At 50.4% G+C, this 23,803-nt stretch carries 18 protein-coding genes; 3 read left to right on the top strand and 15 right to left on the bottom strand.

From position 1 onward, the window contains the following. Nucleotides 1-7 precede the first annotated feature (7 nt). The 13 genes from ACFO4L_RS10485 to secA all read right to left on the bottom strand — a co-directional run bounded on the left by ACFO4L_RS10485 (nucleotide 8) and on the right by secA (nucleotide 18,690). A complete protein-coding gene (locus ACFO4L_RS10485; protein WP_377909625.1) occupies nucleotides 8-1,117 on the bottom strand; it encodes a DUF4097 family beta strand repeat-containing protein in 1,110 nt (369 codons plus the stop codon). A 144-nt stretch (nucleotides 1,118-1,261) separates the two neighbouring features. Continuing rightward, complete coding sequence (gene uvrA / locus ACFO4L_RS10480; protein WP_377909624.1) at nucleotides 1,262-4,129, bottom strand: excinuclease ABC subunit UvrA; 2,868 nt, start codon at nucleotides 4,127-4,129, stop codon at nucleotides 1,262-1,264. Between the two features lie 7 nt (nucleotides 4,130-4,136). Continuing rightward, the gene (gene uvrB / locus ACFO4L_RS10475; protein WP_377909623.1) at nucleotides 4,137-6,131 is read right to left on the bottom strand and encodes an excinuclease ABC subunit UvrB; all 1,995 of its coding nucleotides are present in this window, start codon (nucleotides 6,129-6,131) and stop codon (nucleotides 4,137-4,139) included. Nucleotides 6,132-6,327: 196 nt separating this feature from the next. Continuing rightward, entirely contained in the window at nucleotides 6,328-7,602 is a 1,275-nt protein-coding gene (locus ACFO4L_RS10470) for a hypothetical protein (protein WP_377909622.1), read from the bottom strand. A 235-nt stretch (nucleotides 7,603-7,837) separates the two neighbouring features. Beyond that, on the bottom strand, nucleotides 7,838-9,328 hold the full coding sequence (locus ACFO4L_RS10465) for a S41 family peptidase (protein ID WP_377909621.1): 1,491 nt from the start codon (nucleotides 9,326-9,328) through the stop codon (nucleotides 7,838-7,840). Between the two features lie 188 nt (nucleotides 9,329-9,516). Beyond that, nucleotides 9,517-9,885 (bottom strand): DUF2500 domain-containing protein, encoded by a 369-nt coding sequence (locus tag ACFO4L_RS10460; protein ID WP_377909620.1) that lies wholly within the window; start codon nucleotides 9,883-9,885, stop codon nucleotides 9,517-9,519. A gap of 151 nt (nucleotides 9,886-10,036) precedes the next feature. Beyond that, a complete protein-coding gene (locus ACFO4L_RS10455) occupies nucleotides 10,037-11,611 on the bottom strand; it encodes a peptidoglycan DD-metalloendopeptidase family protein (RefSeq protein WP_377909619.1) in 1,575 nt (524 codons plus the stop codon). Between the two features lie 34 nt (nucleotides 11,612-11,645). Further along, nucleotides 11,646-12,539, bottom strand: coding sequence for a permease-like cell division protein FtsX (gene ftsX, locus ACFO4L_RS10450; protein ID WP_377909618.1), 894 nt, complete (start codon nucleotides 12,537-12,539; stop codon nucleotides 11,646-11,648). Then, on the bottom strand, nucleotides 12,529-13,215 hold the full coding sequence (gene ftsE, locus ACFO4L_RS10445) for a cell division ATP-binding protein FtsE (RefSeq protein WP_377909617.1): 687 nt from the start codon (nucleotides 13,213-13,215) through the stop codon (nucleotides 12,529-12,531). Before ftsE ends, ftsX begins: the two co-directional genes overlap by 11 nt. A gap of 237 nt (nucleotides 13,216-13,452) precedes the next feature. Further along, nucleotides 13,453-13,827: a c-type cytochrome gene (locus tag ACFO4L_RS10440; protein ID WP_377909616.1), complete on the bottom strand. Its 375-nt coding sequence runs from the start codon at nucleotides 13,825-13,827 to the stop codon at nucleotides 13,453-13,455. 79 nt (nucleotides 13,828-13,906) lie between these two features. Then, the gene (locus tag ACFO4L_RS10435; protein WP_377909615.1) at nucleotides 13,907-14,803 is read right to left on the bottom strand and encodes a YitT family protein; all 897 of its coding nucleotides are present in this window, start codon (nucleotides 14,801-14,803) and stop codon (nucleotides 13,907-13,909) included. A 190-nt stretch (nucleotides 14,804-14,993) separates the two neighbouring features. Next, a protein-coding gene (gene prfB, locus ACFO4L_RS10430; RefSeq protein WP_377909614.1) for a peptide chain release factor 2 occupies nucleotides 14,994-16,095 on the bottom strand; the annotation gives its coding sequence in 2 pieces (ribosomal slippage) (nucleotides 14,994-16,022 and nucleotides 16,024-16,095; 1,101 coding nt in all). A gap of 54 nt (nucleotides 16,096-16,149) precedes the next feature. Next, the gene (gene secA, locus ACFO4L_RS10425) at nucleotides 16,150-18,690 is read right to left on the bottom strand and encodes a preprotein translocase subunit SecA (protein ID WP_377909613.1); all 2,541 of its coding nucleotides are present in this window, start codon (nucleotides 18,688-18,690) and stop codon (nucleotides 16,150-16,152) included. A 224-nt stretch (nucleotides 18,691-18,914) separates the two neighbouring features. Between secA and glcT the strand changes: the two genes are divergently transcribed. After that, a complete protein-coding gene (gene glcT, locus ACFO4L_RS10420; RefSeq protein ID WP_377909612.1) occupies nucleotides 18,915-19,763 on the top strand; it encodes a glucose PTS transporter transcription antiterminator GlcT in 849 nt (282 codons plus the stop codon). A gap of 173 nt (nucleotides 19,764-19,936) precedes the next feature. Beyond that, on the top strand, nucleotides 19,937-21,964 hold the full coding sequence (gene ptsG / locus ACFO4L_RS10415; protein ID WP_377909611.1) for a glucose-specific PTS transporter subunit IIBC: 2,028 nt from the start codon (nucleotides 19,937-19,939) through the stop codon (nucleotides 21,962-21,964). 123 nt (nucleotides 21,965-22,087) lie between these two features. Here the strand turns inward: ptsG and hpf are convergent, their stop codons facing one another. Further along, nucleotides 22,088-22,642 (bottom strand): ribosome hibernation-promoting factor, HPF/YfiA family, encoded by a 555-nt coding sequence (gene hpf / locus ACFO4L_RS10410; RefSeq protein ID WP_377909610.1) that lies wholly within the window; start codon nucleotides 22,640-22,642, stop codon nucleotides 22,088-22,090. A 197-nt stretch (nucleotides 22,643-22,839) separates the two neighbouring features. Further along, complete coding sequence (locus tag ACFO4L_RS10405; protein ID WP_377909609.1) at nucleotides 22,840-23,037, bottom strand: cold-shock protein; 198 nt, start codon at nucleotides 23,035-23,037, stop codon at nucleotides 22,840-22,842. A 369-nt stretch (nucleotides 23,038-23,406) separates the two neighbouring features. Between ACFO4L_RS10405 and ACFO4L_RS10400 the strand changes: the two genes are divergently transcribed. Beyond that, complete coding sequence (locus tag ACFO4L_RS10400) at nucleotides 23,407-23,802, top strand: single-stranded DNA-binding protein (RefSeq protein WP_377909608.1); 396 nt, start codon at nucleotides 23,407-23,409, stop codon at nucleotides 23,800-23,802. The last annotated feature ends 1 nt before the right edge of the window (nucleotide 23,803 follow it).

Genomic DNA, 23,803 nt, shown 5'->3' with positions numbered 1-23,803 from the left:
CCTCCGGTTATTTAACGTGAATCGAACCTGTAGTGGATTCGGCCTCAATATAGAAATGGCCGTCTCCATCCTTGTTCGCAAGAAACGTCTGCCGCTTCTGAGCATAATCCTTTTTCTCTTCAATCACGCTCATATTCGGCAGCTGGCAATGCAGACCGCCGACAGTGGTCTTCACGTCTGCTTCCACTTTTACGCCGTCCGGAACTGCCACATAGACGCTGCCCATCACCGTTTTCAAGTATGCCTTGGACTGGGACGCTTCCGAAAGACGGAAATGCAGCGTGCCATTGACTGATTCCAGATGAAAGTCGCCTCGTCCGGCATCCACTGTTACCGTCCCGTTCATGGATTTCAATTCTCCATCCATCGCATTAAATTGGCGCACGGTAATCGAGCCGTTCGTCGTTTCAATTCTGGCTTCTTTTGCATCGATCCGTTCAACGGCGATCTTACTGTTGACGCCCCGGATATCGAGTTTATGAACCGGCAGGCTCCCGGCATTTATACGTCCGTTGAACGCATATATTTTCAGCTTTTCCAGATCGCCGGTCGGCAGATACACCACCGTATTCACTTTCATCGATTTTTTACGGACATCAAAGCGGAGCCGGCCGTTGGAAATGCTGAACTGGGCTTCGCGTAAAAATTCACGTCTGGCCGTTTCTGCATCCTTCACGCGAAACACCTGGACGTCGCATTCAATCCGCACCTGCTTCTCGTCGGAAGGACGAATTTCAACCGCACCGTTCTCCACGTGAATATCGGCTTCCTTTACATACACATCGCGCTGCTGAAACACATGATCGATTTTCTCAGCGGTTCCGAAGTTAAAATCAAGATCAAACTCCTTCAGCCGGTGCACAGCATCATCAACAAAGCCGGAAAACTTATTGGCAAAGCTCGTCATCTTTTCTTCTGCACGGCGATAGCTCCAATCGCCGCTCTCCTGGCTGTTTCTGTCCGAATGCGCAGAATCGTCTTCAAAAGAAGTCTGCTCCGGTTCCGGCTCTGCCTGCTTTTCACGCTCATTAATCGTTTCCAGCAGACGCATACCTTCCTCGGCAGAAATTTTCCCGTCCTCGATCATCTTCAGAATCATTTTCCGTTCTTCCTGCATGATCAAACGCCCCTTTCCATAGTCGGCAGGTCCAGTTTCCCGCCCCTGCCTTCATAATACAGCAGCCTCCACAGAGTTCCCTCCGTCCGGAGGCGTATTCTCCATCGGCATTCGGGTGTATTACGGATCAGCGCCGCAGATGTTTCATCTCGCGGTTGCCGGTTCTGCTTTCTCATTCATTCGCTTGCGCTCACGCTCCAGGATCGGCTTCAAAAAGCGTCCGGTATGGGAGGCTTCTACTTCAGCAACTTCTTCCGGCGTTCCTTCGGCCACCAGCTCCCCGCCGCCGTTTCCGCCTTCCGGACCGAGATCAATGACGTGGTCGACCGTTTTAATCACGTCAAGATTGTGTTCGATGACGACGACCGTATCCCCGTTCTCCACAAGGCGCTGCAACACGTGAAGCAGTTTCTCAATGTCTGCAACGTGCAGCCCGGTTGTCGGCTCGTCCAGTATATAGAAGGTTTTCCCGGTGGAACGCCGGTGCAGCTGCGAAGCCAGTTTAACCCGCTGCGCTTCCCCTCCGGAAAGCGTCGTTGCCGGCTGGCCGAGCTTAATATAGCCGAGACCGACATCCTGCAGCGTTGTCACCTTTCGCTTAATTCGCGGGATATTTTCGAAGAAATCGACTGCTTCATCCACCGTCATATCGAGTACATCCGCGATATTTTTGCCTTTGTATTTTATTTCAAGCGTTTCTCGATTGTACCGTTTTCCGTGGCATTCCTCGCACGGGACATAGACATCAGGAAGGAAATGCATCTCGATTTTAATGATCCCGTCACCGCGGCAGGCTTCACAGCGGCCGCCTTTCACGTTAAAGCTGAAGCGTCCCTTCTTATAGCCGCGCACCTTCGCTTCGTTCGTCATTGCAAACACGTCGCGGATATCATCAAACATGCCTGTATACGTGGCTGGATTTGAACGCGGCGTTCTGCCGATCGGCGACTGATCGATGTCGACCACCTTTTCCAGCTGATCGATTCCTTTTACTTCCTTCACTTTGCCAGGCTTCGCCTTCGCTGTTGTGAGCTTTAAAGACAGGGAACGTTTCAAAATGTCGTTAATCAGCGTACTTTTCCCGGATCCCGATACCCCGGTCACGGCATTGAGCAGTCCAAGCGGAATAGACACGTCTGTGTTTTTCAGGTTATTTTCTGACGCTCCCTTAATCTGCAGACGGCGTTTCGTCGGCTTCCGTCGTTCAGTGGGGAGGGAAATAAACTTTTCACCGGACAAGTACTTGCCTGTCAGCGATTTTTCGTCTTTCATCACTTCCTCAGGAGTGCCGGTTGAACAAATGCTGCCGCCGTTCACTCCGGCCCCAGGTCCGATATCAATCAGATGATCGGCCGCTAGCATCGTATCCTCATCGTGTTCAACAACGATCAGCGTGTTGCCGAGATCCCTCATTCTTTCGAGCGTGCTGATCAGCCGGTGATTGTCCCGCTGATGCAGCCCGATGGATGGTTCATCGAGAATGTAAAGCACGCCCATGAGAGAAGATCCGATTTGAGTAGCGAGCCGGATTCGCTGCGCTTCTCCGCCGGAAAGCGTTCCTGCCGAACGTGACAGCGTCAAATACTCAAGACCGACATTTACCAGGAACCCGAGCCGCTCCTTAATTTCACGAAGTATCATCCGGGCAATTGTCATATCCTTTTCCGACAGCGTCAGGCTGTCAAAAAACTGATCTGCTTCGGAGATCGACATATCGGTTACTTCCCCAATATGCCGGCTGTCTATTTTTACCGCCAGCGATTCCTCGCGCAGACGGTTCCCATCGCAGGACGGACATGGTTTTTGAGCCATGTACTGCTCCATCTGTTCGCGGATATAGTCTGATCCAGTTTCCCGGTAGCGTCTGGCGACGTTTTTCAGCACGCCTTCAAAGTAAATATCCTTCTCGCGGACGCGTCCAAACTCATTCTCGTAGCGAAAGTGGATTTTTTCGCGGCCGCTTCCATCAAGTATAATCGCTTTTTCCTTTTTTGAGAGCTTTTTAAACGGCTTGTCCATATCAATTTTATAGTGAGCGCAGACGCTTGCAAGGAGCGAAGGGTAATACTGGGAGCTTGTCGGCTTCCAAGCCGCAATCGCATGTTCGTTCAGCGTCAGCGACGGATCAGGTATAATCAGCTCCTCATCCACCTCAAGCTTATGGCCGAGACCGTCACAGCTCGAGCATGCGCCGAACGGGCTGTTAAAGGAGAACATCCGCGGCTCCAGCTCGCCTATGGAAAAGCCGCAGTGCGGACAGGCGTGGTGCTGGTTAAACAGCAGCTCTTCCTGGTCAATTACATCGACAATGACCTGACCTTCAGCAAAATTCAGTGCCGTCTCAAGCGAGTCCGTGAGCCGTGTTTCAATTCCTTCCTTTATCATGATCCGGTCGATAATGACTTCGATATTATGCTTTTTATTCTTATCGAGTGTTATCTCTTCTGCCGCTTCACGCATCTCTCCATTGACGCGGACTCTGACATAACCCTGTTTCTTTATATCTTCCAGTACTTTCGCATGCGTTCCCTTGCGTCCGGAAACAACCGGTGCGAGAATCTGCATTTTTGTGCGCTCTTCGTATGCCATGAGCTGGTCTGCCATCTGCGTTACCGTCTGTGAAGTGATTTCCACTCCGTGAACCGGGCAGATCGGCGTTCCGACTCTCGCAAACAGCAGGCGAAGATAGTCGTAAATTTCCGTAACGGTTCCCACTGTCGACCTTGGATTTTTCGACGTTGTTTTCTGATCAATGGAAATAGCCGGGCTCAGTCCGTCAATCGAATCAACGTCCGGTTTATCCATCTGGCCGAGAAACTGACGGGCGTAAGCAGACAGGGACTCCACGTAGCGCCGCTGCCCTTCCGCGTAAATCGTGTCAAAAGCGAGCGAAGATTTCCCTGACCCTGAGAGACCGGTCATGACAACGAGCTTGTTTCTCGGAATCGTCACATCAATATCTTTCAGGTTGTGGGATCTGGCCCCCTTCACAACAATGTTATCTAAAGCCATGTTTGTCTCATCCTTCCGCTTTCAATTCTAAGATGACGTCACGCAGTTCAGCAGCTCGCTCGAAGTCGAGGTCTTTAGCAGCCTGCTTCATTTCAAGCTCCATACGCTCCACTACTTTTTCACGTTCCTTTTTCGTCAGCTTTTTATTCGGTGCTTTTTCAAGCGCTTCGTATGTTTCGTCTTCCTCAGCAGCGAATGTTGCCTTTATCAGCTCCGGAATTGCTTTTTGAATCGTCGTAGGTGTAATTCCGTACTTGTCGTTATACTCTTTTTGTATGGAACGGCGGCGTGTCGTTTCATCGATCGCCACCTGCATGGAGTTCGTCATTTTATCTGCGTACATAATAACGTGACCGTTCGAGTTACGAGCCGCCCGTCCCATCGTCTGAATCAGCGAACGCTCTGCCCGGAGGAAGCCTTCTTTATCCGCATCCAGAATCGCAACGAGTGACACTTCCGGAATGTCGAGTCCCTCCCGAAGCAGGTTAATCCCTACAAGGACGTCGAATTCTCCCTGACGCAGTTCACGGATAATTTCAATGCGTTCCAGCGTTTTAATGTCTGAATGAAGGTACTGCACTTTAATCCCGACCTCTTTTAAATAGCTCGTCAGGTCCTCCGACATTTTTTTCGTCAGCGTCGTGACAAGCACACGTTCACCGCGCTCGCGCCGCAGCCGGATCTCTTCAATCAGATCATCAATCTGTCCTTCAATCGGCCGCACATCAATCGTCGGATCGAGCAGTCCGGTCGGCCGGATGATCTGCTCTACCATTTCTTTTGTATGCTCAATCTCATACGGACCTGGTGTAGCAGATACAAACACGATCTGCCGGATGTGCTTTTCGAACTCTTCAAACTTTAGCGGACGGTTATCTTTTGCCGAAGGAAGCCGGAAGCCGTGGTCAACCAGTACATTTTTACGGGCCTGATCGCCATTGTACATGCCTCGGACCTGCGGCAGCGTCACGTGGGACTCGTCAATAATAATGAGGGAATCCTCCGGGAAATAGTCAAGCAGTGTGTACGGAGTTGCCCCGGCCTCCCGGAACGTCAGATGCCGCGAGTAGTTCTCAATTCCGGAACAGTATCCGAGCTCCTGCATCATCTCCAGATCGTAGCGTGTCCGCTGTTCCAGCCGCTGAGCCTCCAGCAGCTTGCCTCTGTCATGCATATCCTTTAAAACGGTCTCAAGCTCCGCCTCTATGTTCTTCATTGCACGCTGCAGCTTTTCTTCCCGTGTAACGAAGTGGGAAGCCGGAAAGATAGCAGCGTGCTGCCGTTCGCCTAACACTTCTCCAGTCAGCGCATCTACTTCAGTGATCCGGTCGATTTCATCACCAAAAAACTCCACTCGTAAACAGTGTTCATCGCGGGAAGCCGGGAATATCTCCACGACGTCTCCGCGCACACGGAACGTTCCCCGCTGAAAGTCGATATCGTTCCTCGTATACTGCACATCGACGAGCTGTCGCAGCAGGTCATTGCGTTCACGCTCATCGCCGGTCCTTAATGACACAACAAGATCCCGGTATTCCTCCGGGGAACCCAGGCCGTAAATGCAGGAAACGCTGGCCACGATGATGACATCGTCGCGTTCAAACAGTGAACTCGTCGCGGAGTGGCGCAGCTTATCAATTTCATCATTTATGCTGGCATCTTTTTCGATAAACGTATCCGACTGCGGAATATATGCTTCCGGCTGATAATAGTCATAGTAGCTGACGAAATATTCGACCCGGTTTTCCGGGAAAAACTCTTTAAACTCGCTGTACAGTTGTCCGGCAAGTGTTTTGTTGTGAGCAATGATCAGCGTCGGCTTTTTCACCCGTTCGATCACGTTGGACATCGTAAATGTTTTACCTGTTCCGGTAGCCCCCAGCAAGGTCTGGAATTTCTCTCCCTGCTGAATGCCTTCTACGAGCTTTTCAATTGCTTGCGGCTGATCGCCTGCAGGCTTGTATTTGGATTCTAACTTAAATGGATAGGTTTCAACAGCCACGTTCTGTCACCTTGCCTTCCCTCATTAAACTTTATTCTCCTCATCTAATACCCGATTTTATCCTGATTCACCCATTATATCACGAAATGCAGCTCCGTGCGAACATACATTCTGTTCCTGATTTGGAAGCAGTCCGTCCGGTCTTATACGTCAAAAAACTGTTCCGGAAATGTTCCGGAACAGCCGCGCAGCACAGTCAGCTGCTTTTTTCTTCGTGAGTATTTTCCTTCTCTTCGTCAGCACCTGCGGTTTCTCTGCGATCCTGACGAAGGACGACAAGAGAACGGAGTCCGCGCAGCGATAAATTTGTGTTCTCGTCATCCGGAATAAACAGGCATCCGATTAAATAATGATCGTTCTCATAAATCGACGCCTGCGCAATTCGCTTTTCGCCGTCGCGGTCTACTACTTCCAGCTTCGCATACGCAGAACTCTGTTGCAGCGCTTCGTAAAATGCGGCCTGCGTTTCCACCTGCACACCGTTTGTCTTGACGATGGTTTCGCCCGGCAGAATGTTCAGCTTCTCAGCAGTCGATCCCGGCAGTACACCAAGCACCGTCAGCCCGTTTTCCCGTGCGGTATAAATGCTGACACTTCTTCGGTCTGCTGCCTCAAACGCCCATCCGGCGCTCGCACGGCCGAGGAGAACAACAGCGGCGGCTGCGTAAATCATTACCGGCATAAAGAAAGAGGCTGCGAAGAAAGCACCGGCAAGAAGAGCCGTCACAAACAGTCTCGCTCCAACTCGCTCCGATGCGACATCTGGATAACTAGACTGCGCCTTCACCTGATAGCCGAGCAGAAACGGAATCAGCATAAAGCCAAACGTTCCGGTCCCTCCGTCCAGCAGCGGCCACCATCCCTGTGAAACAGCTCCTCCCGCTGGAACGAGCACCACCGCAGGCATCAGCCAAAGGTTCGATACGGTGTGAGCCCCGACCATTTTGCCGCGAGGACTATTCTGCAAAAGCGGAGAAGAAGAAGCCGCCGTTCGGAATAAAACGGCTTCAAGCAGCATAAGCGTTACGAGCAGCACGCCCAAGTGAAGCATATTCACTTCCTGAAGAGACGCAAGCATACCGTTCAGCCAGGCAGAATCGGTGCCCCCGGCTGGTAAAAAGGGCAGTAGAAGCATGGTAACAGCTGCGGTTACCGTAAAGCTGTACCAGGAAGCATGGCGGAGCGGAAGCTGAAGCAGCCAAACTGCTGTAAACAGCAGCAGAAGTGCATAGGACAGCTCGACCCCGGTTACGACAAAAACAACCGCTGCAGTGAATCCGGCGATCAGTGCTTTAGGTACCGGTGAAAGCAGCGCACTGACAACGTCATGCACCTTCGTATGAAAATGACGCCTCTCCCGCTTTACACGTTTTATATGATAAAGAAACAGCCCAAGCACAAATATGTATGTCAGCGGATGCAGAAACAGTCTGCCAACCGCCGTTAACGCTTCAAGCAAAACGGATCCCATGGTGATTCCCTCCTAAACAAACCTGTATATTCTATTCTAAAGGAATTATTGGAAAAGAACAGCATTTTTCGATTAACTTTTCGTATCATTTCTCACCATTATACCCATATATTTTATCAATAATAGTCCGCTTTATACGATCAGGTGAACAAACGCATGATATTCGGGGACACAACGTGATGTGTTCATGAAAAAGAGACTCCGGAAGCGGATCCGGAGTCTCCCTTACAATTATTTACTGAGCCTGTTCCAGCAACAGGTTGAGTGCCTCCTGATACTGAAGATCGTTTTCCTGATCCTGAACGGATTCAATGATCCGTTCCTGAATCGCATCAGCAGTTTCTTCGTTGATCTCGCCGCTTGCATCAAGTCCTTCATCCTCCTGGAACGAGCGGACGGCGTCTTCTGTTGCTTCATCAAAATAGCCGTCTGTCCGATCGGTTTCGTAACCGAGGCCTGTCAGCATTTCCTGTGCACTTTCGACATGCTCACTGAACATATCGAGTACGAGCGGTTCTTCCGCATCAATCGGCGTGCTGTAGAAATAATCAGGCTGCTCAACTTCTACGGTCGGACTGACACCTTCCTCATTGATGTCATTGCCGTCTGATGTAAGCCAACGGAAAAGTGTCAGCTTGAGCTGACTGCCGTCGTCCATCGGCATTGTCTGCTGAACGGTACCTTTGCCGAACGTCGTCGTACCAACGATATCGTGGCCGCCTGCTTCTTGCAGAGCCGCTGCCAGAATTTCAGATGCAGAGGCACTTCCTTCATTAATTAATCCAACAATTGGATAATCCTTTTCTTCTTCCAGATTGGAAACGTGCCGGGTTCTGTCTCCTTCCCGGTCCTCGATCTGAACGACTGTTTCTCCACCAGGAATAATCAGGTCTCCAATGTCTTCAACACTTTGCAGATATCCGCCGGGATTACCGCGGACATCGATCATCAGGCCATCGATGCCTTCTGACTCAAGCTCACCAAGCTCTTCTTCAAACCGTTCAGCTGTATTTTCAGAGAAAGAACGGATTTCAAGAACTCCGATGCTCTGGCCGTCCTGTTCCACAATGTCTCCGTATACTGTTTCCACCGGAATTTCATCGCGCACAACATCGACGTCCATATAGTCCGACATTCCGGGACGGTCTATCGTCAGCGTGACCGTCGTTCCTTTTTCCCCGCGAATTTTCAGTACGGCATCATAAAGCGAAAGTCCTTCTATATCTTCTCCATCAATTTCGATAATCTGATCATTTGGCCGAAGTCCTGCATCTTCCGCCGGCGAATCGCGAAATGGTGCCACGATCGTAACACGGCCGTCTGTCATGCTGACTTCTGCCCCAATCCCTTCAAATGACGATTCCAGTGAGTTCATAAATTCCTCAGCGGTTGATTCATTCATAAAGTCAGAAAAAGGATCATCTAACGTTTCAATCATTCCGGAGATGGCCCCTTCGATAAGCTGCTGCTCATCTACATCTTCCAGATATGTGTCAAGAATCATTTCCATCGCACGCTGTATCTGATCATCATCCGGCTCGGAACCGGTGCTTTCGGTGCTGCCCTGGCTGCTGTCATCATCACTTTCGGCAGATGCCTGCTCGGATGTATTTTCCTGCGGTGCCGCTTCCTGATTGTCTGAAACAGACAGATATGCAAACATACCGCCCGCACCGATTAACAGTGCGAGAACAAATACGACCGGCAGAAATATTCGATTGTTCATATTCCCACCCCATTCATAGCGAAAATGTCTTCCCCCTGATCGATCAGGTATTGTCTACAATCATAACAGAATCCACTTAAAAATTGAAAGAAAGCAAAAACCGTTACATAATATTTCACAGCGATGAAAGCAAGCAATCATATGTTAAAAAACGAGAACATCCCATAATCGGGACGTTCTCAGCTGAATCAAGCAGAGAAATGATGCATGAACGAAACGACTCTTGTTCCTTGAAGAACTGCCGTTCCTTTCTCTCCCTCTTTCATTTGAGCATCGAGCCTGCTGCTTACACGATATTCCTGCCTGCTCTCATCACTGAATTGCAATGTGACAAAATACGTTCTTTTCACCTGGCTTCTTCCAACTGAGAAACCGCCTCCACTCCGGCCCGGACTTGATCGACGTTTCGATTCCTTTCGTTTGGATACTATGCGGACGTTCCAGGATTCTTCGGGCTGTTTATTGTTTTCCAGCCACTCTTTCAGCCGACTCCCATTCCTAATCAAAGCAACTCCTGCGAAAATGGCAGCAAGTAAGGCAATGATTATACCATCCATGCATATCCCTCCTTCGTACATTTACGTAAAGCTGCTTTTTAACGTTTCACCAGCTTACACAAAAGGGAGCCCCTTTGAAATGAAAGAAGAGAATCAACAAAATACCGCCCGGCATGAGAGCCGGACGGCGAAATAGTGGATTCAAGTTTAGTTATGGAAGATACGATGCCGGATTGACGGCAGATGAACCGCCGGCATATCCCCCGGGGTGAACCTCAAAGTGCAGGTGTACACCAGTTGAAACTCCGGTAGTTCCCATTGTGGCAATCACTTCGCCGCGGCCGACACGGTCCCCTGCCGACACGTTCATCGAAGCCAGATGTGCGTAAAGCGTCGCGTACGTCTGTCCGTTAATGACATGTGTCACGACAACGGTGTTTCCATAACCGCCCATCCATCCTGCAGAAGATACGGTTCCGCTTTCTGCAGCATAAATATTTGTGCCGCCGTCACTGCCATAATCGATTCCGCGGTGCGGCCGGACATCTCCGTGCACCGGATGGCGCCGGTTTGGATTAAATCCTGATGTAACACGTCCGTCTGCCGGGCGGTGGAACGTCGCTGATCCGGATGATGGTGCAGCTTGCTCCGATGAAGTACTTTCCGAAGAGCCAGAGCCGGACGAGCTTTCAGAGCTGCTCTCAGAAGAATTGGAGCTGTTTGAGCTGTTTGAGCTGCTGGAACTGCCGGAACTGCTTGAACTGCTTGAACTGCTAGACGAGCTTTCAGAACCGGATGAAGCAGCTACCTGTGTTTCTTCCTCTTCTTCCTGCTGGCGACGCTCTTCTTCTTCACGACGTTCCTGCTCGCGCTGGCGTTCTGCTTCTTCCTCTTCTTCTGCCTGGCGCTGCTCCTCAGCAGCTCGCTGACGCTCTTCTTCTTCGCGCTGGCGCCGCTCTTCTTCCTCACGTGCGCGTCGCTCTTCTTCTAAGCGTCGTTCCTCTTCGATCCGACGCTGCTCTTCTTCCCATTCTGCCAGCTCCTGCTCGGCAGCGGCTTCCTGGGCAGCAAGAAATTCTGTTTCTTCTTCAAGTGAGAACAGACTGTCTTCCAACACATACCCTCGTTCTGCCAGTTCTTCTAAAAGCGTATCTTTCTCCGCTGTCTGTGCTTCCAATGAAGCCTGAAGAGACTGAAGCTCTGCCATCTGCGTTTCTAACGCTTCCAGCTGCTCCTCCAGCTCTGCTGTGGCACGTTCCAGCGTTTCCATATCTGCTATGTGTTCATCGAGAATCTCCCGGTCCTGGGAGGCTATGTTATGAAGCGTCGACACCCGTTCAAGCAGATCGCCAAAGCTTTGTGCGCCTAAAATCACTTCAATGTAGCGGACAGAACCGCCGGACTGATGCATGGAGCGTACGCGCTCCTTGAGCACGTCATCCCGCTCGTCAATCCGGATTTCGGTTTCTTCGATTTCTTCCCGAAGCTCCTCTGTCCGATCGGTTGTCGTATCAATTTCTCCCTGCTTCTCGTTCATCTTACCTGCAGTTTCACTCATTTGTTCATCGAGGTCCCGAATGTCTGTCTGCACTTCGCCGATTTCACGTTCGACTTCATCCAATTCCTCTTCCGTTTGTTCCGCTTCCTGTTCTGTTTCTTGCTGCTGTTCCCGGTACTCCTCGATCTGTTCCTCCAGCTCATCACCGGTGTTGTCCGCGAAGGCAACACCGGGAGAGAGGAGGAGCAGGCCTGCAGAGAAACCAAGCAGTGTCTTCCGAATCGACATCTGCACTGCCCCTTTCACTAGTAGATTGTATGCATTAAATACGAAGGAATTTTCTTACACTCATCAGGCTTCCCCAAACACCGACGACCGCTCCGATCACGAGCAGGAGGATCGATGTCTGCAGAATCAGCGGATTAGCCGGAAGGAAGTTGAAAAACTCCAGCCCGGTCGCTGTTCCGATTGAATCATAGAAGCGCTGATAACCGTAAGTAAGCAGAATAATCGGTATCGCTGCACCGAAGACGCCCAGCAGCAGACCCTCTATAAAGAATGGCCAGCGGATAAAGCTGTTCGTCGCTCCTACAAGCTTCATAATCTGTATTTCTGTCTTACGTGCCATGATCGTCAGCTTAATTGTATTGGCAATAAGAAAAACGGCTGTAAAGAGCAGCCCGACAATCAGTACCAAACCGACGATACGAACAAAGTCTGTCGCTGCAAACAGCTGTTCAAAAATATCGGATCCGTATTCAATATCATCTACATAGCTTAACGAATCAATTTCCTCAGCTACAAGTTCTGTATCCTGAGGATCCACAGCTTGTACGACAAACACATCATTCAGCGGATTTTCATCCCGGAGGTTTTCAAAATAATCACCTTGTTCGCCGAGGCTTTCAATGAAGTTGTCCAGCCCCTCATCTCGCGGAATAAATTCCACGTCCTCGACTTGATGAATGGTGCCAATCGAAGCCTCCAATTCTTCCTGTTCGGCTTCTTCTGCTTCTCTGTCAACAAAGACGCGGACTTCCACGTCACTCTCCAGTGAATCTGCAAAATGATTTACGTTTAATATCACCATGAGAAAGGCGCCGACAACGAGCAGCATGACCGTTACGGCACTGACAGATGCAAACGTCATCCAGCCGTTGCGGACGATGTTTTTTCCGCCTTCTTTCATGTGCCGGCCGACTGTTCTAGCTTTCATAGCCGTATGCCCCCCTTACTTCATCACGGGAGATGCGGCCGCCTTCGATCGCAATGACACGCTTTCGCATGTTGTTTACGATGCTGCGGTTATGTGTAGCCATGACAACCGTTGTGCCGCGCTCGTTGATTTCCTCAAGAATGTGCATGATTTCCCACGAGGTATCCGGGTCCAGGTTCCCCGTCGGTTCGTCTGCAATGAGAACGGCCGGGCTGTTCACAATTGCTCTTGCAATGGCGACCCGCTGCTGTTCCCCGCCGGAAAGCTCATGCGGCATAAACCGCGCTTTGTTTTTCAGCCGTACGATATCGAGAACGCTCATGACACGCTTGCGGATATCGTCGCGCCCCGCTTCAATAACCTCCATCGCGAACGCCACGTTCTCAAACACCGTCATCGATGGAAGCAGCTTGAAATCCTGAAACACAACGCCGATGTCACGTCTTAAGTACGGAACATGACGTTCCTTCATCAATCGCAGATTCTGGCCGTTGATTACAATATCTCCCCGGGTAGGCCGCTCTTCCCGGTACATCATTTTAATAAAGGTTGATTTTCCTGCGCCACTCGGTCCCACTACATAAACAAACTCGCCTTTTTGTATGTATACCGTTAATCCGTTGACCGCCATGACGCCGTTCGGATATGTTTTCCAGACGTCTTTCATTTCGATCAAAATGCATCACTTCCCACTATAAAAAGTCCCATTTTCCCCTATCACAAAACACTACGATTGTCGTTCTTTGTCGATTTTCTCGAATCGTCAACTTTGCTATTATACCACGAAGCGTTTTTAAAAAAAGCAACAGAAAGTTTACAATTTCATTTCAAAACGCAAGAAAAAAAGCACCTGACATGGTTAAATAACCTGAATCAGATGCTCTCTTCACATATGTGTTTGCAGACTCCTGTATTATCCTTGGTCTTCTACCCATGCTGCTACGTCTTCAGCGTCATCGCCTTCAACGAGGTCAGCCGGCATGCTTCCAGGGCCTTCCTGAATCGCACTAAGTACCTCATCGAAGGAATATCCTTCAAGTGCTGGACCTGTTCCGCCTTCCAGCTCACCGCCGTGACAGGAAGCACAGTTACCCTGGTAGAGCTCTTCCCCGTTTGCGAGATCGTACTCTCCATCGTCTCCGCCGTTGTTGTTGTCAGCAGCTTCCTCATTCGTGTTGTTCGCGTTGTTGTCTGCCGGGTCGTTGGCAGGCTCGTTGTCTCCACCGTTATCTCCGCATGCTGCAAGCAGCAGAGAAGCAGCAAAAAGACCTGCAACCATTTTCTTCATACATTCCCCTCCTCGAATTAAAAAATACATAAAAGAACTGGCAGGATATAGAAATCCCGTCTTAACCATTATAACCGATTCACCGTCTTTTGAAACCTTCTCCAAGAACTTCCGACGTATCACTTACGATTACAAACGCACTGGGATCGATAGTCCGTACGAGCTGCTTCAATTTCGTTATTTCATTGCGACCGACGACACAGAGGAGTACAGGACGATCGTGGTTTGTATATCCCCCGTAACCGGCAAGCTTAGTCACTCCACGGTCGACCTGCGTGAGCAATCCTTGTTTGACCTCTTCCTCATATTCAGAAATAATCATGACCATCTTCGAATAGCCGAAGCCGATCTGCACGATGTCGATTGTCTTCCCTGTAATGAACAGCGCAATCAGCGCATAAAGGGCAAACTCAAATCCGAATATAAACGCGGACGATGTAACGACAAGGCCGTCCATAACAAAGACGCACGCCCCAAGCGACATCCCGGTGTATTTATTGATAATTTGAGCCGCAAGATCCGTTCCCCCGGTCGATGAATTCGACCGGAACACGATGCCAAGTCCGACGCCGACGCCGACGCCCCCCATAATCGATGCGAGCAATGGATCCGTTGTTGTCGGCTCCCAGTTTCTCGTTAAGTAAACGACGTACGGTAAAAATAACGTCCCGATCAGCGTTTTGCCTCCGTAAAACAGACTTCCGCTGATGCTCCCGCCAAGCAGAAGCACGCCTGCAATAAAGAGCGGGATGTTGAACGCCCACTGCGTATAAGCAGGCTCAAAGCCGAAAACGTGCAGAAACAAGGTGGAAATACCGGCTACGCCGCCGGATGCAATCTGATTCGGCAGCAGGAATAAGTTAAACGCAATCGCGACGATTGCCGCTCCGACTAATACGTGGCCAATTTCGAACACCGCTCTTGTAAACGGAGTTCCCGGCTTGGCAGTACCGCGCCGGTTCATTTTTTTCATCATATGTAAACGCCCCCGTCAGAAAAATCCTTCCGTAGTATATCACCAGTGGAAATGCTTGTAAACGCGGCTCCGCTAACGCTTTACCACGTTGTAGCAGCGCCTGTTATCAGAGGCGCTCAATTGCTTATTAAAAAATCCTGCGCACATAAAAAAGCACCGGAACGATCTGCTCCGGTGCTCTCCTGCTTGCTTATTGAATACGCGAGCGCAGGTAGGAATCGATGAACTGCGTCAGATCACCGTCCATAACGGCCTGCGTGTTGCCCGTTTCTGAATCCGTTCGATGGTCCTTTACCATGTTGTACGGGTGAAAGACGTAGGAGCGGATTTGACTGCCCCAGCCGATTTCAGACTGTTCGCCGCGGATTTCTTCCGCTTCTGCGCGCTGGCGGTCCAGCTCCTGCTGATAGAGCTTTGCTTTCAGCATTTTAATCGCTTTTTCCCGGTTCTTAATCTGTGAGCGCTCGGACTGACAGCTCACAACCGTATTCGTCGGAATGTGCGTCATCCGCACGGCAGAATCCGTCGTGTTCACGTGCTGACCGCCTGCTCCGCTTGATCGGAAGGTGTCGACGCGAATATCTTCCGGTGAAAGGTCGATTTCTACATTGTCATCCAACTCCGGCATAATGTCACACGACACGAACGACGTATGACGTCTGCCGGAGGAATCGAATGGAGAAATACGCACGAGACGATGCACGCCCTTTTCTGCCTTTAAATAGCCGAAGGCATTATGCCCTTTTATCAGAAGCGTGACGCTTTTCACGCCGGCCTCATCTCCTGGCAGATAGTCGAGCGTTTCCACCTGAAAGCCCTGCGCTTCGGCCCAGCGGGTGTACATGCGAAGCAGCATCGATGCCCAGTCCTGAGATTCTGTTCCGCCGGCACCAGGGTGCAGCTCCAAAATAGCATTATTCGCATCATGCGGCTCGGATAGCAGCAGCTGCAGCTCGAACTTCTGCAGGTCACGTTCGACGGCCTTCACATCGTCTACTAACTCTGTTTTCAGCTCTTCATCGTTTTCTTCTTTGACGAGCTCGTAGGAGACGTCCATGTTATCCAGCTTTTCCGCCAGGTCACGGTACGTTTCCGTCATCGCCTTCAGCGCATTGTTTTCCGCGATGACCTTTTGCGCTTCCTCCTGGTTGTCCCAAAAGGACGGATCAGCCATTCGTTCTTCCAGTTCTGCTACGCGGGTCTCCTTTTCTTCGAGGTCAAAGAGACCCCCTGAAGTCCGCCAGCGTACCGGCCATATTTTCGAGCTTTTGTCTGATTTCTGCCATTTCCATTGTGTATCACTCCATTAGTTATTCCCGTCACGGCGAAAGCCGGCGGGGTGCCGGCTATTCTTCTTTTCCGTGGCAATTTTTATACTTTTTACCGGATCCGCACGGGCAAGGATCATTGCGCCCGACCGTATCGCCTTTAACGTAAGGCTGGGTCTTCCCCTGCTCCTGCTGTTGCTGCTGTTGCTGCTGTTCACCCGGCGTGCGGTGAACCGCTTTTCCTTCTGCTACCTGCTGTCGCTGCAGGTTCGACTGAATCTGTGCTTTCATAATATAGCGGGATACTTCCTCTTCAATGGAAGCTACCATCGTTTCAAACATTTCGAAGCCTTCAAATTTATACTCCCGCAGCGGATCGTTCTGTGCATAGGCACGCAGATGAATCCCTTGACGAAGCTGGTCCATCTGGTCAATGTGAGCCGTCCACTTCTGGTCGACGGTACGAAGCAGAATAACCCGCTCAAACTCACGCATCTGCTCCGGCGTGAACTCTTCTTCACGCATATCATAATCCTTTTGTACGCGCTCGACAATCAGCTCTGTCATCTCTTCGGGATCGAGGTTTTTCAGCTCATCCTCAGACACTTCCGAAGAAGCAAAGACGGTCATGTTCATATACTCTGCCAGTCCGCTGAGGTTCCAGTCCTCCGGCACCTCTTCTTCCGGTGTATACGAATTGACGACACGCTCTACTGTGTTATGAAGCATATCTTCCACGACGGGACGCAGATTATCGGAATCGAGCACTTCATTACGCTGCTCATAAATCACGTCGCGCTGCTCGCGCATGACATCGTCATACTGCAGAAGCTGCTTCCGCGCATCGAAGTTGTTTCCTTCCACGCGCTTTTGCGCCTGCTCAACGGCTTTCGTAATGATCTTGCTCTCAATCGGCTGGTCTTCTTCCATGCCGAGCCGTTCCATCATTTTACTCATGTTCTCAGAGCCGAAGCGGCGCATCAGCGGATCTTCCAGTGACAGGAAGAAAAGGGACATACCAGGGTCTCCCTGACGTCCCGCTCGTCCGCGCAGCTGGTTGTCAATCCGGCGGGACTCGTGCCGCTCTGTACCGAGTACGAACAGTCCGCCGAGATCAGAGACGCCCTGGCCAAGCTTAATGTCCGTCCCGCGGCCTGCCATATTTGTTGCGATCGTCACCGCATGCTTCTGGCCAGCATTTTCAATGATTTCCGCTTCGCGAGCGTGGTTTTTCGCGTTCAACACATTGTGCGGGATGCGCTTTTTCTTCAGCAGCTGGGAAATCAGCTCCGAATTATCCACGCTGACCGTGCCCACGAGCACCGGCTGGCCTGCCTTGTGAAGCTCTTCAATTTTCTCCACGATCGCACGCTGTTTGCTCGCAAGCGATTTGTAAATCAAATCGGACTTATCGATCCGTACGATATCTTTATTCGTCGGCACTGCGTACACATTCATGTTATAAATGTTCTGGAATTCCTCTTCCTCTGTTTTCGCTGTACCGGTCATCCCGGAAAGCTTCTTGTACATACGGAAGTAGTTCTGGAACGTAATCGACGCCATCGTCATGCTTTCGCGCTTGATTTTGACGCCTTCCTTCGCTTCAATCGCCTGATGTAATCCGTCGCTGAATCGGCGGCCCTTCATCAAACGCCCTGTAAACTGGTCAACGATCGCAACCTGGTCATCCTCTACAACGTAGTCCTCATCGCGGATCATCACTTTGTGAGCTTTCAGCGCCTGATTAATGTGATGGTTCAGCTGCACGTGATCGGAATCAAACAGATTGTCGATGTTAAAGATTCGTTCTGCCTTTGCGACACCGTTCTCCGTCAGCTGGACAGACTTCGTTTTCTCATCGAGCGTGAAATCATCATCAAGTTTAAGCATTTTCACGAACTGGTTCGCCGTGCTGTAAAGCTCTGACGTCCGGTTGGCAGCGCCTGAAATAATAAGCGGTGTACGTGCTTCATCGATCAAGATGGAGTCGACTTCATCGACGATTGCAAAATGCAGGTCGCGCTGCACCATGTCTCTCTTGTAGGTCACCATGTTATCTCGCAGGTAATCAAAGCCGAATTCGTTGTTGGTGCCGTACGTGACGTCTGCTGCGTAAGCTTCACGCTTCTCTTCCTTCGTCATGCCGGACGCGTTCAAGCCGACTGTCAGCCCGAGATAGTTATACAGCTTGCCCATTTCTTCTGCGTCACGACGGGCGAGGTAGTCGTTGACCGTGACAACGTGAACGCCTTTTTCCGAGAGCGCGTTCAAATAAACCGGGAGTGTTGCGACAAGAGTTTTCCCTTCCCCGGTTTTCATCTCTGAAATATCGCCGCGGTGGAGTACGATCCCCCCGATCAGCTGCACGCGGAAATGCGTCATGCCGAACACTCGCGTCGACGCTTCGCGTACGACCGCAAATGCTTCCGGCAGAAGGTCGTCGATCGTTTCGCCATCTGCCAGGCGCTTTTTAAATTCAACCGTTTTTCCTCGCAGCTCATTCTCGCTCAGCTGCTTTATTTTTTCTCCGTATTCGTCAATCTCGGCTACAAGCTTATCCAGCTTTTTCAGATGGCGGGCATCTGAGTCACCGATCACTTTTTTGAGTAATCCAATCATCGGGCATTGCTCCCTTTCTGCTAAATTCCTTCCCTGCACAAAAAAGCCGTGCCGGGCAGGATCCGCTGTTACACGCTGCTATTCATTTTATCAGGTTGCTGATAAGCTTACAAGGAGCGGCAGGATGCGGAAGAAGCTGCAGGTTGATTCCTGAAAACGGATACGACTATAATAGGAACACTAACGTCACAGCGATATACCTTTAGAAGGAAGGAGGGCTCCTGGTGCTTGCGGTAAAAAAAGTGCTGAACAACAATGTCGTCATCGCTACACATCCGGATCATGAGGAGGTTGTGCTGATCGGCAAAGGACTCGGATTCGGGCGCAGCCCCGGCGACGAGATCGCCGGCAGTCAGGCAGAAAAATTCTTCGTACTCCGGAACGAAACGGAACGCGAACAGTATAAACAGCTGCTGACCTACATCGATGAAGAGTTCGTCGGCTTGATGGAAGAAGAGATTTCGAGGCTTGAAGTCACCTTTTCTTCAAGTTTGAATGAGCATATCCACGTCGGCTTGACGGATCACCTGTACTTTGCCGTCAAACGGATTCAGGATGGTCATGGGATCACGAATCCATTTCTAAAAGAGACGGAGCTCGCCTATCCGAAGGAATATCAGGCGGCGGCTGCCATGGCGGAACGGGTGGGAAACAAGCTTGACGTGCGTCTTCCGGAGGGTGAAATCGGCTTCATTACGCTCCATATTCACAGTGCACTGACGAACCGTGATTTATCTGCAGTAAACCGCCATACGCAGCTTGTCAGCGAGCTTGTGCGCCGGATCGAAACGTTTCTCGGCTTTGAGCTTGACCGCCGGGATGTCAATTACCTGCGCCTCGTCCGACATTTGCATCATGCGATCGAACGAGTGGAAACGGAAACGTATACAGAAAATCAGGATCCATTGTTAAACGTGTTGCAAACGGAGTATCCGCTCTGCTATAATTTGAGCTGGAAACTGATGAAAGTGATGCAGCAGCGCCTGAATAAACACGTACCGGATGCAGAAGCCGTCTATCTGACGCTTCACATTCAGCGGATATCCGGCGCCCAATCCAATTCCATACGCTGATCGGCTTTTTCCGTGTTACTGGTGATGCAGGCATGAGAGAAAAGGACGACTGAAACACTTCGGCAGGGGAGGACTATCTTCTGACGGAGGTTCGGTTCCTTTTTTCTCATGCCTTTTTTGCGTTCAGCTGTCTGCTTTCTCAGTTCATTATTCTTTTTAGGAGGTTTCCTGCTATGTTTAAACGTTTTTTTGGACAGCTGCAGCGGATTGGTAAATCGCTCATGCTGCCCGTTGCGATTCTTCCGGCAGCAGGTCTGCTGCTGGCGTTCGGTAACGCGATGCGCAACCCGAACATGATCAATCTGATGCCGTTTTTAGAGAGCGACTTCTTCATCAGTCTCGCAACGATGATGGAAAACGCCGGCGGTATCGTATTTGATAACCTTGCGTTAATCTTTGCACTCGGTGTCGCCGTCGGTCTCGCCAATGGGGCCGGTGTTGCCGCACTCGCAGCTCTCGTCGGCTTCCTCGTGATGAACGTGACGATGGGGGTTATGGGCGGGTTGACTGTTGAAGGCGTTCTTCAGTCCGATGACCCGGCGCATGCGCTCGTCCTCGGCATTCCGACGCTGCAGACCGGGGTGTTCGGCGGGATCATTATGGGGGCACTAGCTGCCTGGGCATATAACCGCTATTACACGATCGAACTGCCTGCATTTCTCGGCTTTTTTGCCGGTAAACGCTTCGTTCCAATCGTAACCGCGTTTGCGTCATTCTTTGTCGGGATCGCCCTGTTCTTTATTTGGCCGCCGATTCAGGAAGGCATGAACTCGGCGTCCCAGTTCTTAATGGAAGAAGCCATGACCGTTGCCGTCTTTTTCTTCGGCTTCATTAAGCGTCTCCTGATTCCGTTCGGTCTGCACCACATTTTCCATGCGCCGTTCTGGTTTGAATTCGGGCAGTATACGAACGCCGCAGGCAACGTTGTCCGCGGTGACATGAACATTTTCTTCGCCCAGCTCCAGGATCAAACGGAGCTGACTGCTGGACACTTTATGGCCGGTGAATTTCCGATCATGATGTTCGGACTGCCTGCTGCAGCACTTGCGATGTATCATCAGGCACGTCCGGAAAACAAAAAAGTCGTCGGCGGTCTGCTTGGTTCCGCAGCCCTGACTTCCTTCTTAACCGGAATCACGGAGCCGATTGAATTTTCGTTCCTGTTCCTCAGCCCGCTTCTCTTCTTTATTCACGCGGTGCTCGACGGGATATCATTTGTGATTCTTTACTGGCTGAATATAAACATGGGCTACACCTTCTCCGGAGGTGCGATCGACTTCTTCCTGTTCGGGGTTGTGCCGGGACGTGAACCTTGGTGGATCGTCATTATCGTCGGCCTCGTGTTTGCTGTCATCTATTACTTCCTGTTCACTTTCATGATCAAGAAGTTCAACCTGATGACACCTGGCCGCGAAAAGAATGTGGATAATGGCGACACGCAAAAGTCCGGTTCGGTCAGTGAACTGCCTTATTCCGTGTTGAAGGCTTTTGGCGGTAAAGAAAATCTTTCCCACCTGGACGCCTGCATCACCCGTCTGCGGATCACCGTAAAAGACGTCGATCAGGTAGATAAAAATGAACTTAAAAACCTTGGCGCGTCAGGGGTCATGCAGGTTGATAAAAATATTCAGGCGATCTTCGGCCCGCGTTCGGAAACAATTAAGAGTCAGATGGAAGATATCATCAGCGGCAAAACGCCTGCTGAACCGGAAACGGCTCCGGAAGCCTCAAGCGGTCCTGTTCTTTCGAGTGCCGCCGTTGCGCTGCCGCTGAACGGCGAGCTGAAAAAGCTCGAAGAAGTGCCGGATGACATGTTCGCTGAAAAAATGATGGGCGACGGGTTTGCAATCGAGCCATCTGACGGTACGGTGGTCTCCCCTGTTGACGGGAAAGTCGTACAGCTCTTCCATACGAAGCACGCTGTCGGCCTTGAAGCTGAGGATGGTACAGAAATTCTCATTCATATTGGAATCGACACGGTCAATATGAAAGGAGAGGGCTTTGAAGCTTTCGTGGAGCAGGGCGATACGGTCCGCGTCGGCGACGAGCTGATCCGCTTTGATCTGGAGAAAGTAAGAAAAGAAGCAAAAGCATCGATCACTCCTGTTATTTTTACAAACTTAAGCGACAAGCAGCATATTGCGATTCTGCGGGAAGGCACGGTTCGCCGTGGAGACACCGACGCCGTTCGAATTGACTGATCAGAAGCATCCGCTGCTGGAAAAAACCGGCGATTCCAAACGAATTGCCGGCACGCTCCATCAATATCGGTTCTAAATGTAAAGAAGCTGCCCCTTAGGAGGCAGCTTCTGCTCGTTTTTCAATCAAGATTCTGGTTCAATCAGGCCGTAGCGGCCGTCTCGCCGTTTATACACAACGTTGGTGTCTCCATTAACCGAATTGGAGAAGACAAAGAAGCTGTGCCCGAGCATGTCCATCTGCAGAATCGCTTCTTCTGCGTCCATCGGCTTCAGGTCAAAGCGCTTCGTACGAACGATTTCAAAATCGTCGTCCGGGAATTCTTCTTCTGCGAGCGGCTCCAGTTCATTTTTAAACATGAACTTCAAGCTGTCATCGCCGTTGCGGTATTTACGGTTTACTTTCGTTTTATGCTTACGAATCTGCCGCTCGAGCTTCTCGATTACGAGATCGACGGCAGCATACATATCCGCATGCTTTTCTTCTGCCCGAAGGAGGAGCTTCGGCATTGGGATCGTAATTTCCACTTTCTGCTCCTGATTAAGAACGCTCATTTTCACGTGTACGTCAGAGGATGGTGTTGTATCGAAATAGCGCTCCAGCTTGCTGACTTTTTTCTCCACGTGGTCTCTCAGCGCATCCGTAATCTCCAGGTTCTCGCCACGAATATTAAAATTCATAAGCTAACAACTCCTTTCGGTTATACGTACATTATTCGCTGTACCCTCGCGCTTCTCCTGCTGAAACATTCATTTTCTTCATAAATAATTAACAAAAACCTGCTGGGCGCCGAAGCGGGTCCGCCCTCCTTTCCGCAGGTTCATCTGGTAAAAAACGCCCCGTCAAAGAAGCTTTACGGGACGTCTGCTTATATACGTTATTTTTTCACAACGTTGGATGCCTGCGGCCCTCTGGCCCCTTCGACAACGTCGAACTCGACCTCCTGGCCTTCATCCAGCGATTTGTATCCTTCCTCATCGATGGCCGAATAGTGAACAAACACGTCCTCCGACCCTTCCACTTCAATAAATCCAAATCCTTTTTCGGCGTTAAACCATTTTACTTTTCCGAGCATAGAATGATCCCATTCCCTTCGTAAAAAGTGAGCGGCTGCTCCGTCACCTACAATATATCAACCTCCCTCCGCTTCGTCAATGCTATTTGTCAGATAATTTCATCATCTTTTGGGAGATGATTTATTTTTCAGAAAGCGTTATCATTTTTGGTTCTTTAGACTCATTTTTCTCTCTTTCATTTGTCATATTATTATTTTAGTACGTATTTTGATCCATTATTTTACTTCTGATTCAGTATTCATTATGGTGCGTAAAACGGCATCCCGTATGCTGTTACATTCCATATGCAAAGGAGGGCAGTCGCAAATCGCAGTTTTCAATCCAGCATCCTAACCTACTACATCAACCAAGCTAAAGGAGCGACTATTATGCTGAATCAATTTATTTTTATCGGAAGAGTGGCTAAAACGCCTCATCATACAACAACTGCTAACGGTGCTTCCCTGACCCGCTTCACGCTCGCTGTCAGACGTTCATTTCGCAACAGCAAAGGCAGCTACGACACAGACTTTGTACAGATTGCCTGCTGGAACAAGCTCGCTGATCGTGTCGCCGACTACTGCGGCACGGGCTCCCTCCTGTCTGTAAAAGGTCGAATTCAGATGCGCCAGCTCGTCGTCAATGACGAAAAACAAGTATGGGTGCCGGACGTGATTGCAGACACCGTCACGTTTTTGAAGCTGAATAAACTCGACGGCACATACGAGGAAGAGACGATGGACGGGTCTTCCGAGGAAGCTGTGCAGGAACAGACGGGTGCGTGAT

Origin of the sequence: Bacillus daqingensis, from assembly GCF_042654445.1 — a bacterium.
GTDB lineage: Bacteria > Bacillota > Bacilli > Bacillales > Salisediminibacteriaceae > Alkalicoccus > Alkalicoccus luteus.
The sequence above is the reverse complement of the archived record's forward strand: the minus strand, read 5'-3'. Positions and strand labels throughout refer to the sequence as shown.

Excerpts from the sequence above, each read along its gene's own strand:
- ACFO4L_RS10460 (WP_377909620.1), bottom strand. The coding sequence starts at position 9,885 with ATGGATGGTATAATCATTGCCTTACTTGCTGCCATTTTCGCAGGAGTT.
- secA (WP_377909613.1), bottom strand. The coding sequence starts at position 18,690 with ATGATTGGATTACTCAAAAAAGTGATCGGTGACTCAGATGCCCGCCAT.
- ACFO4L_RS10485 (WP_377909625.1), bottom strand. The coding sequence starts at position 1,117 with ATGCAGGAAGAACGGAAAATGATTCTGAAGATGATCGAGGACGGGAAA.
- ftsX (WP_377909618.1), bottom strand. The coding sequence starts at position 12,539 with ATGAAAGCTAGAACAGTCGGCCGGCACATGAAAGAAGGCGGAAAAAAC.
- ACFO4L_RS10400 (WP_377909608.1), top strand. The coding sequence starts at position 23,407 with ATGCTGAATCAATTTATTTTTATCGGAAGAGTGGCTAAAACGCCTCAT.
- ACFO4L_RS10435 (WP_377909615.1), bottom strand. The coding sequence starts at position 14,803 with ATGATGAAAAAAATGAACCGGCGCGGTACTGCCAAGCCGGGAACTCCG.
- uvrA (WP_377909624.1), bottom strand. The coding sequence starts at position 4,129 with ATGGCTTTAGATAACATTGTTGTGAAGGGGGCCAGATCCCACAACCTG.
- ACFO4L_RS10455 (WP_377909619.1), bottom strand. The coding sequence starts at position 11,611 with ATGTCGATTCGGAAGACACTGCTTGGTTTCTCTGCAGGCCTGCTCCTC.
- hpf (WP_377909610.1), bottom strand. The coding sequence starts at position 22,642 with ATGAATTTTAATATTCGTGGCGAGAACCTGGAGATTACGGATGCGCTG.
- ACFO4L_RS10405 (WP_377909609.1), bottom strand. The coding sequence starts at position 23,037 with ATGCTCGGAAAAGTAAAATGGTTTAACGCCGAAAAAGGATTTGGATTT.
- ptsG (WP_377909611.1), top strand. The coding sequence starts at position 19,937 with ATGTTTAAACGTTTTTTTGGACAGCTGCAGCGGATTGGTAAATCGCTC.
- ACFO4L_RS10440 (WP_377909616.1), bottom strand. The coding sequence starts at position 13,827 with ATGAAGAAAATGGTTGCAGGTCTTTTTGCTGCTTCTCTGCTGCTTGCA.
- ACFO4L_RS10470 (WP_377909622.1), bottom strand. The coding sequence starts at position 7,602 with ATGGGATCCGTTTTGCTTGAAGCGTTAACGGCGGTTGGCAGACTGTTT.
- ACFO4L_RS10465 (WP_377909621.1), bottom strand. The coding sequence starts at position 9,328 with ATGAACAATCGAATATTTCTGCCGGTCGTATTTGTTCTCGCACTGTTA.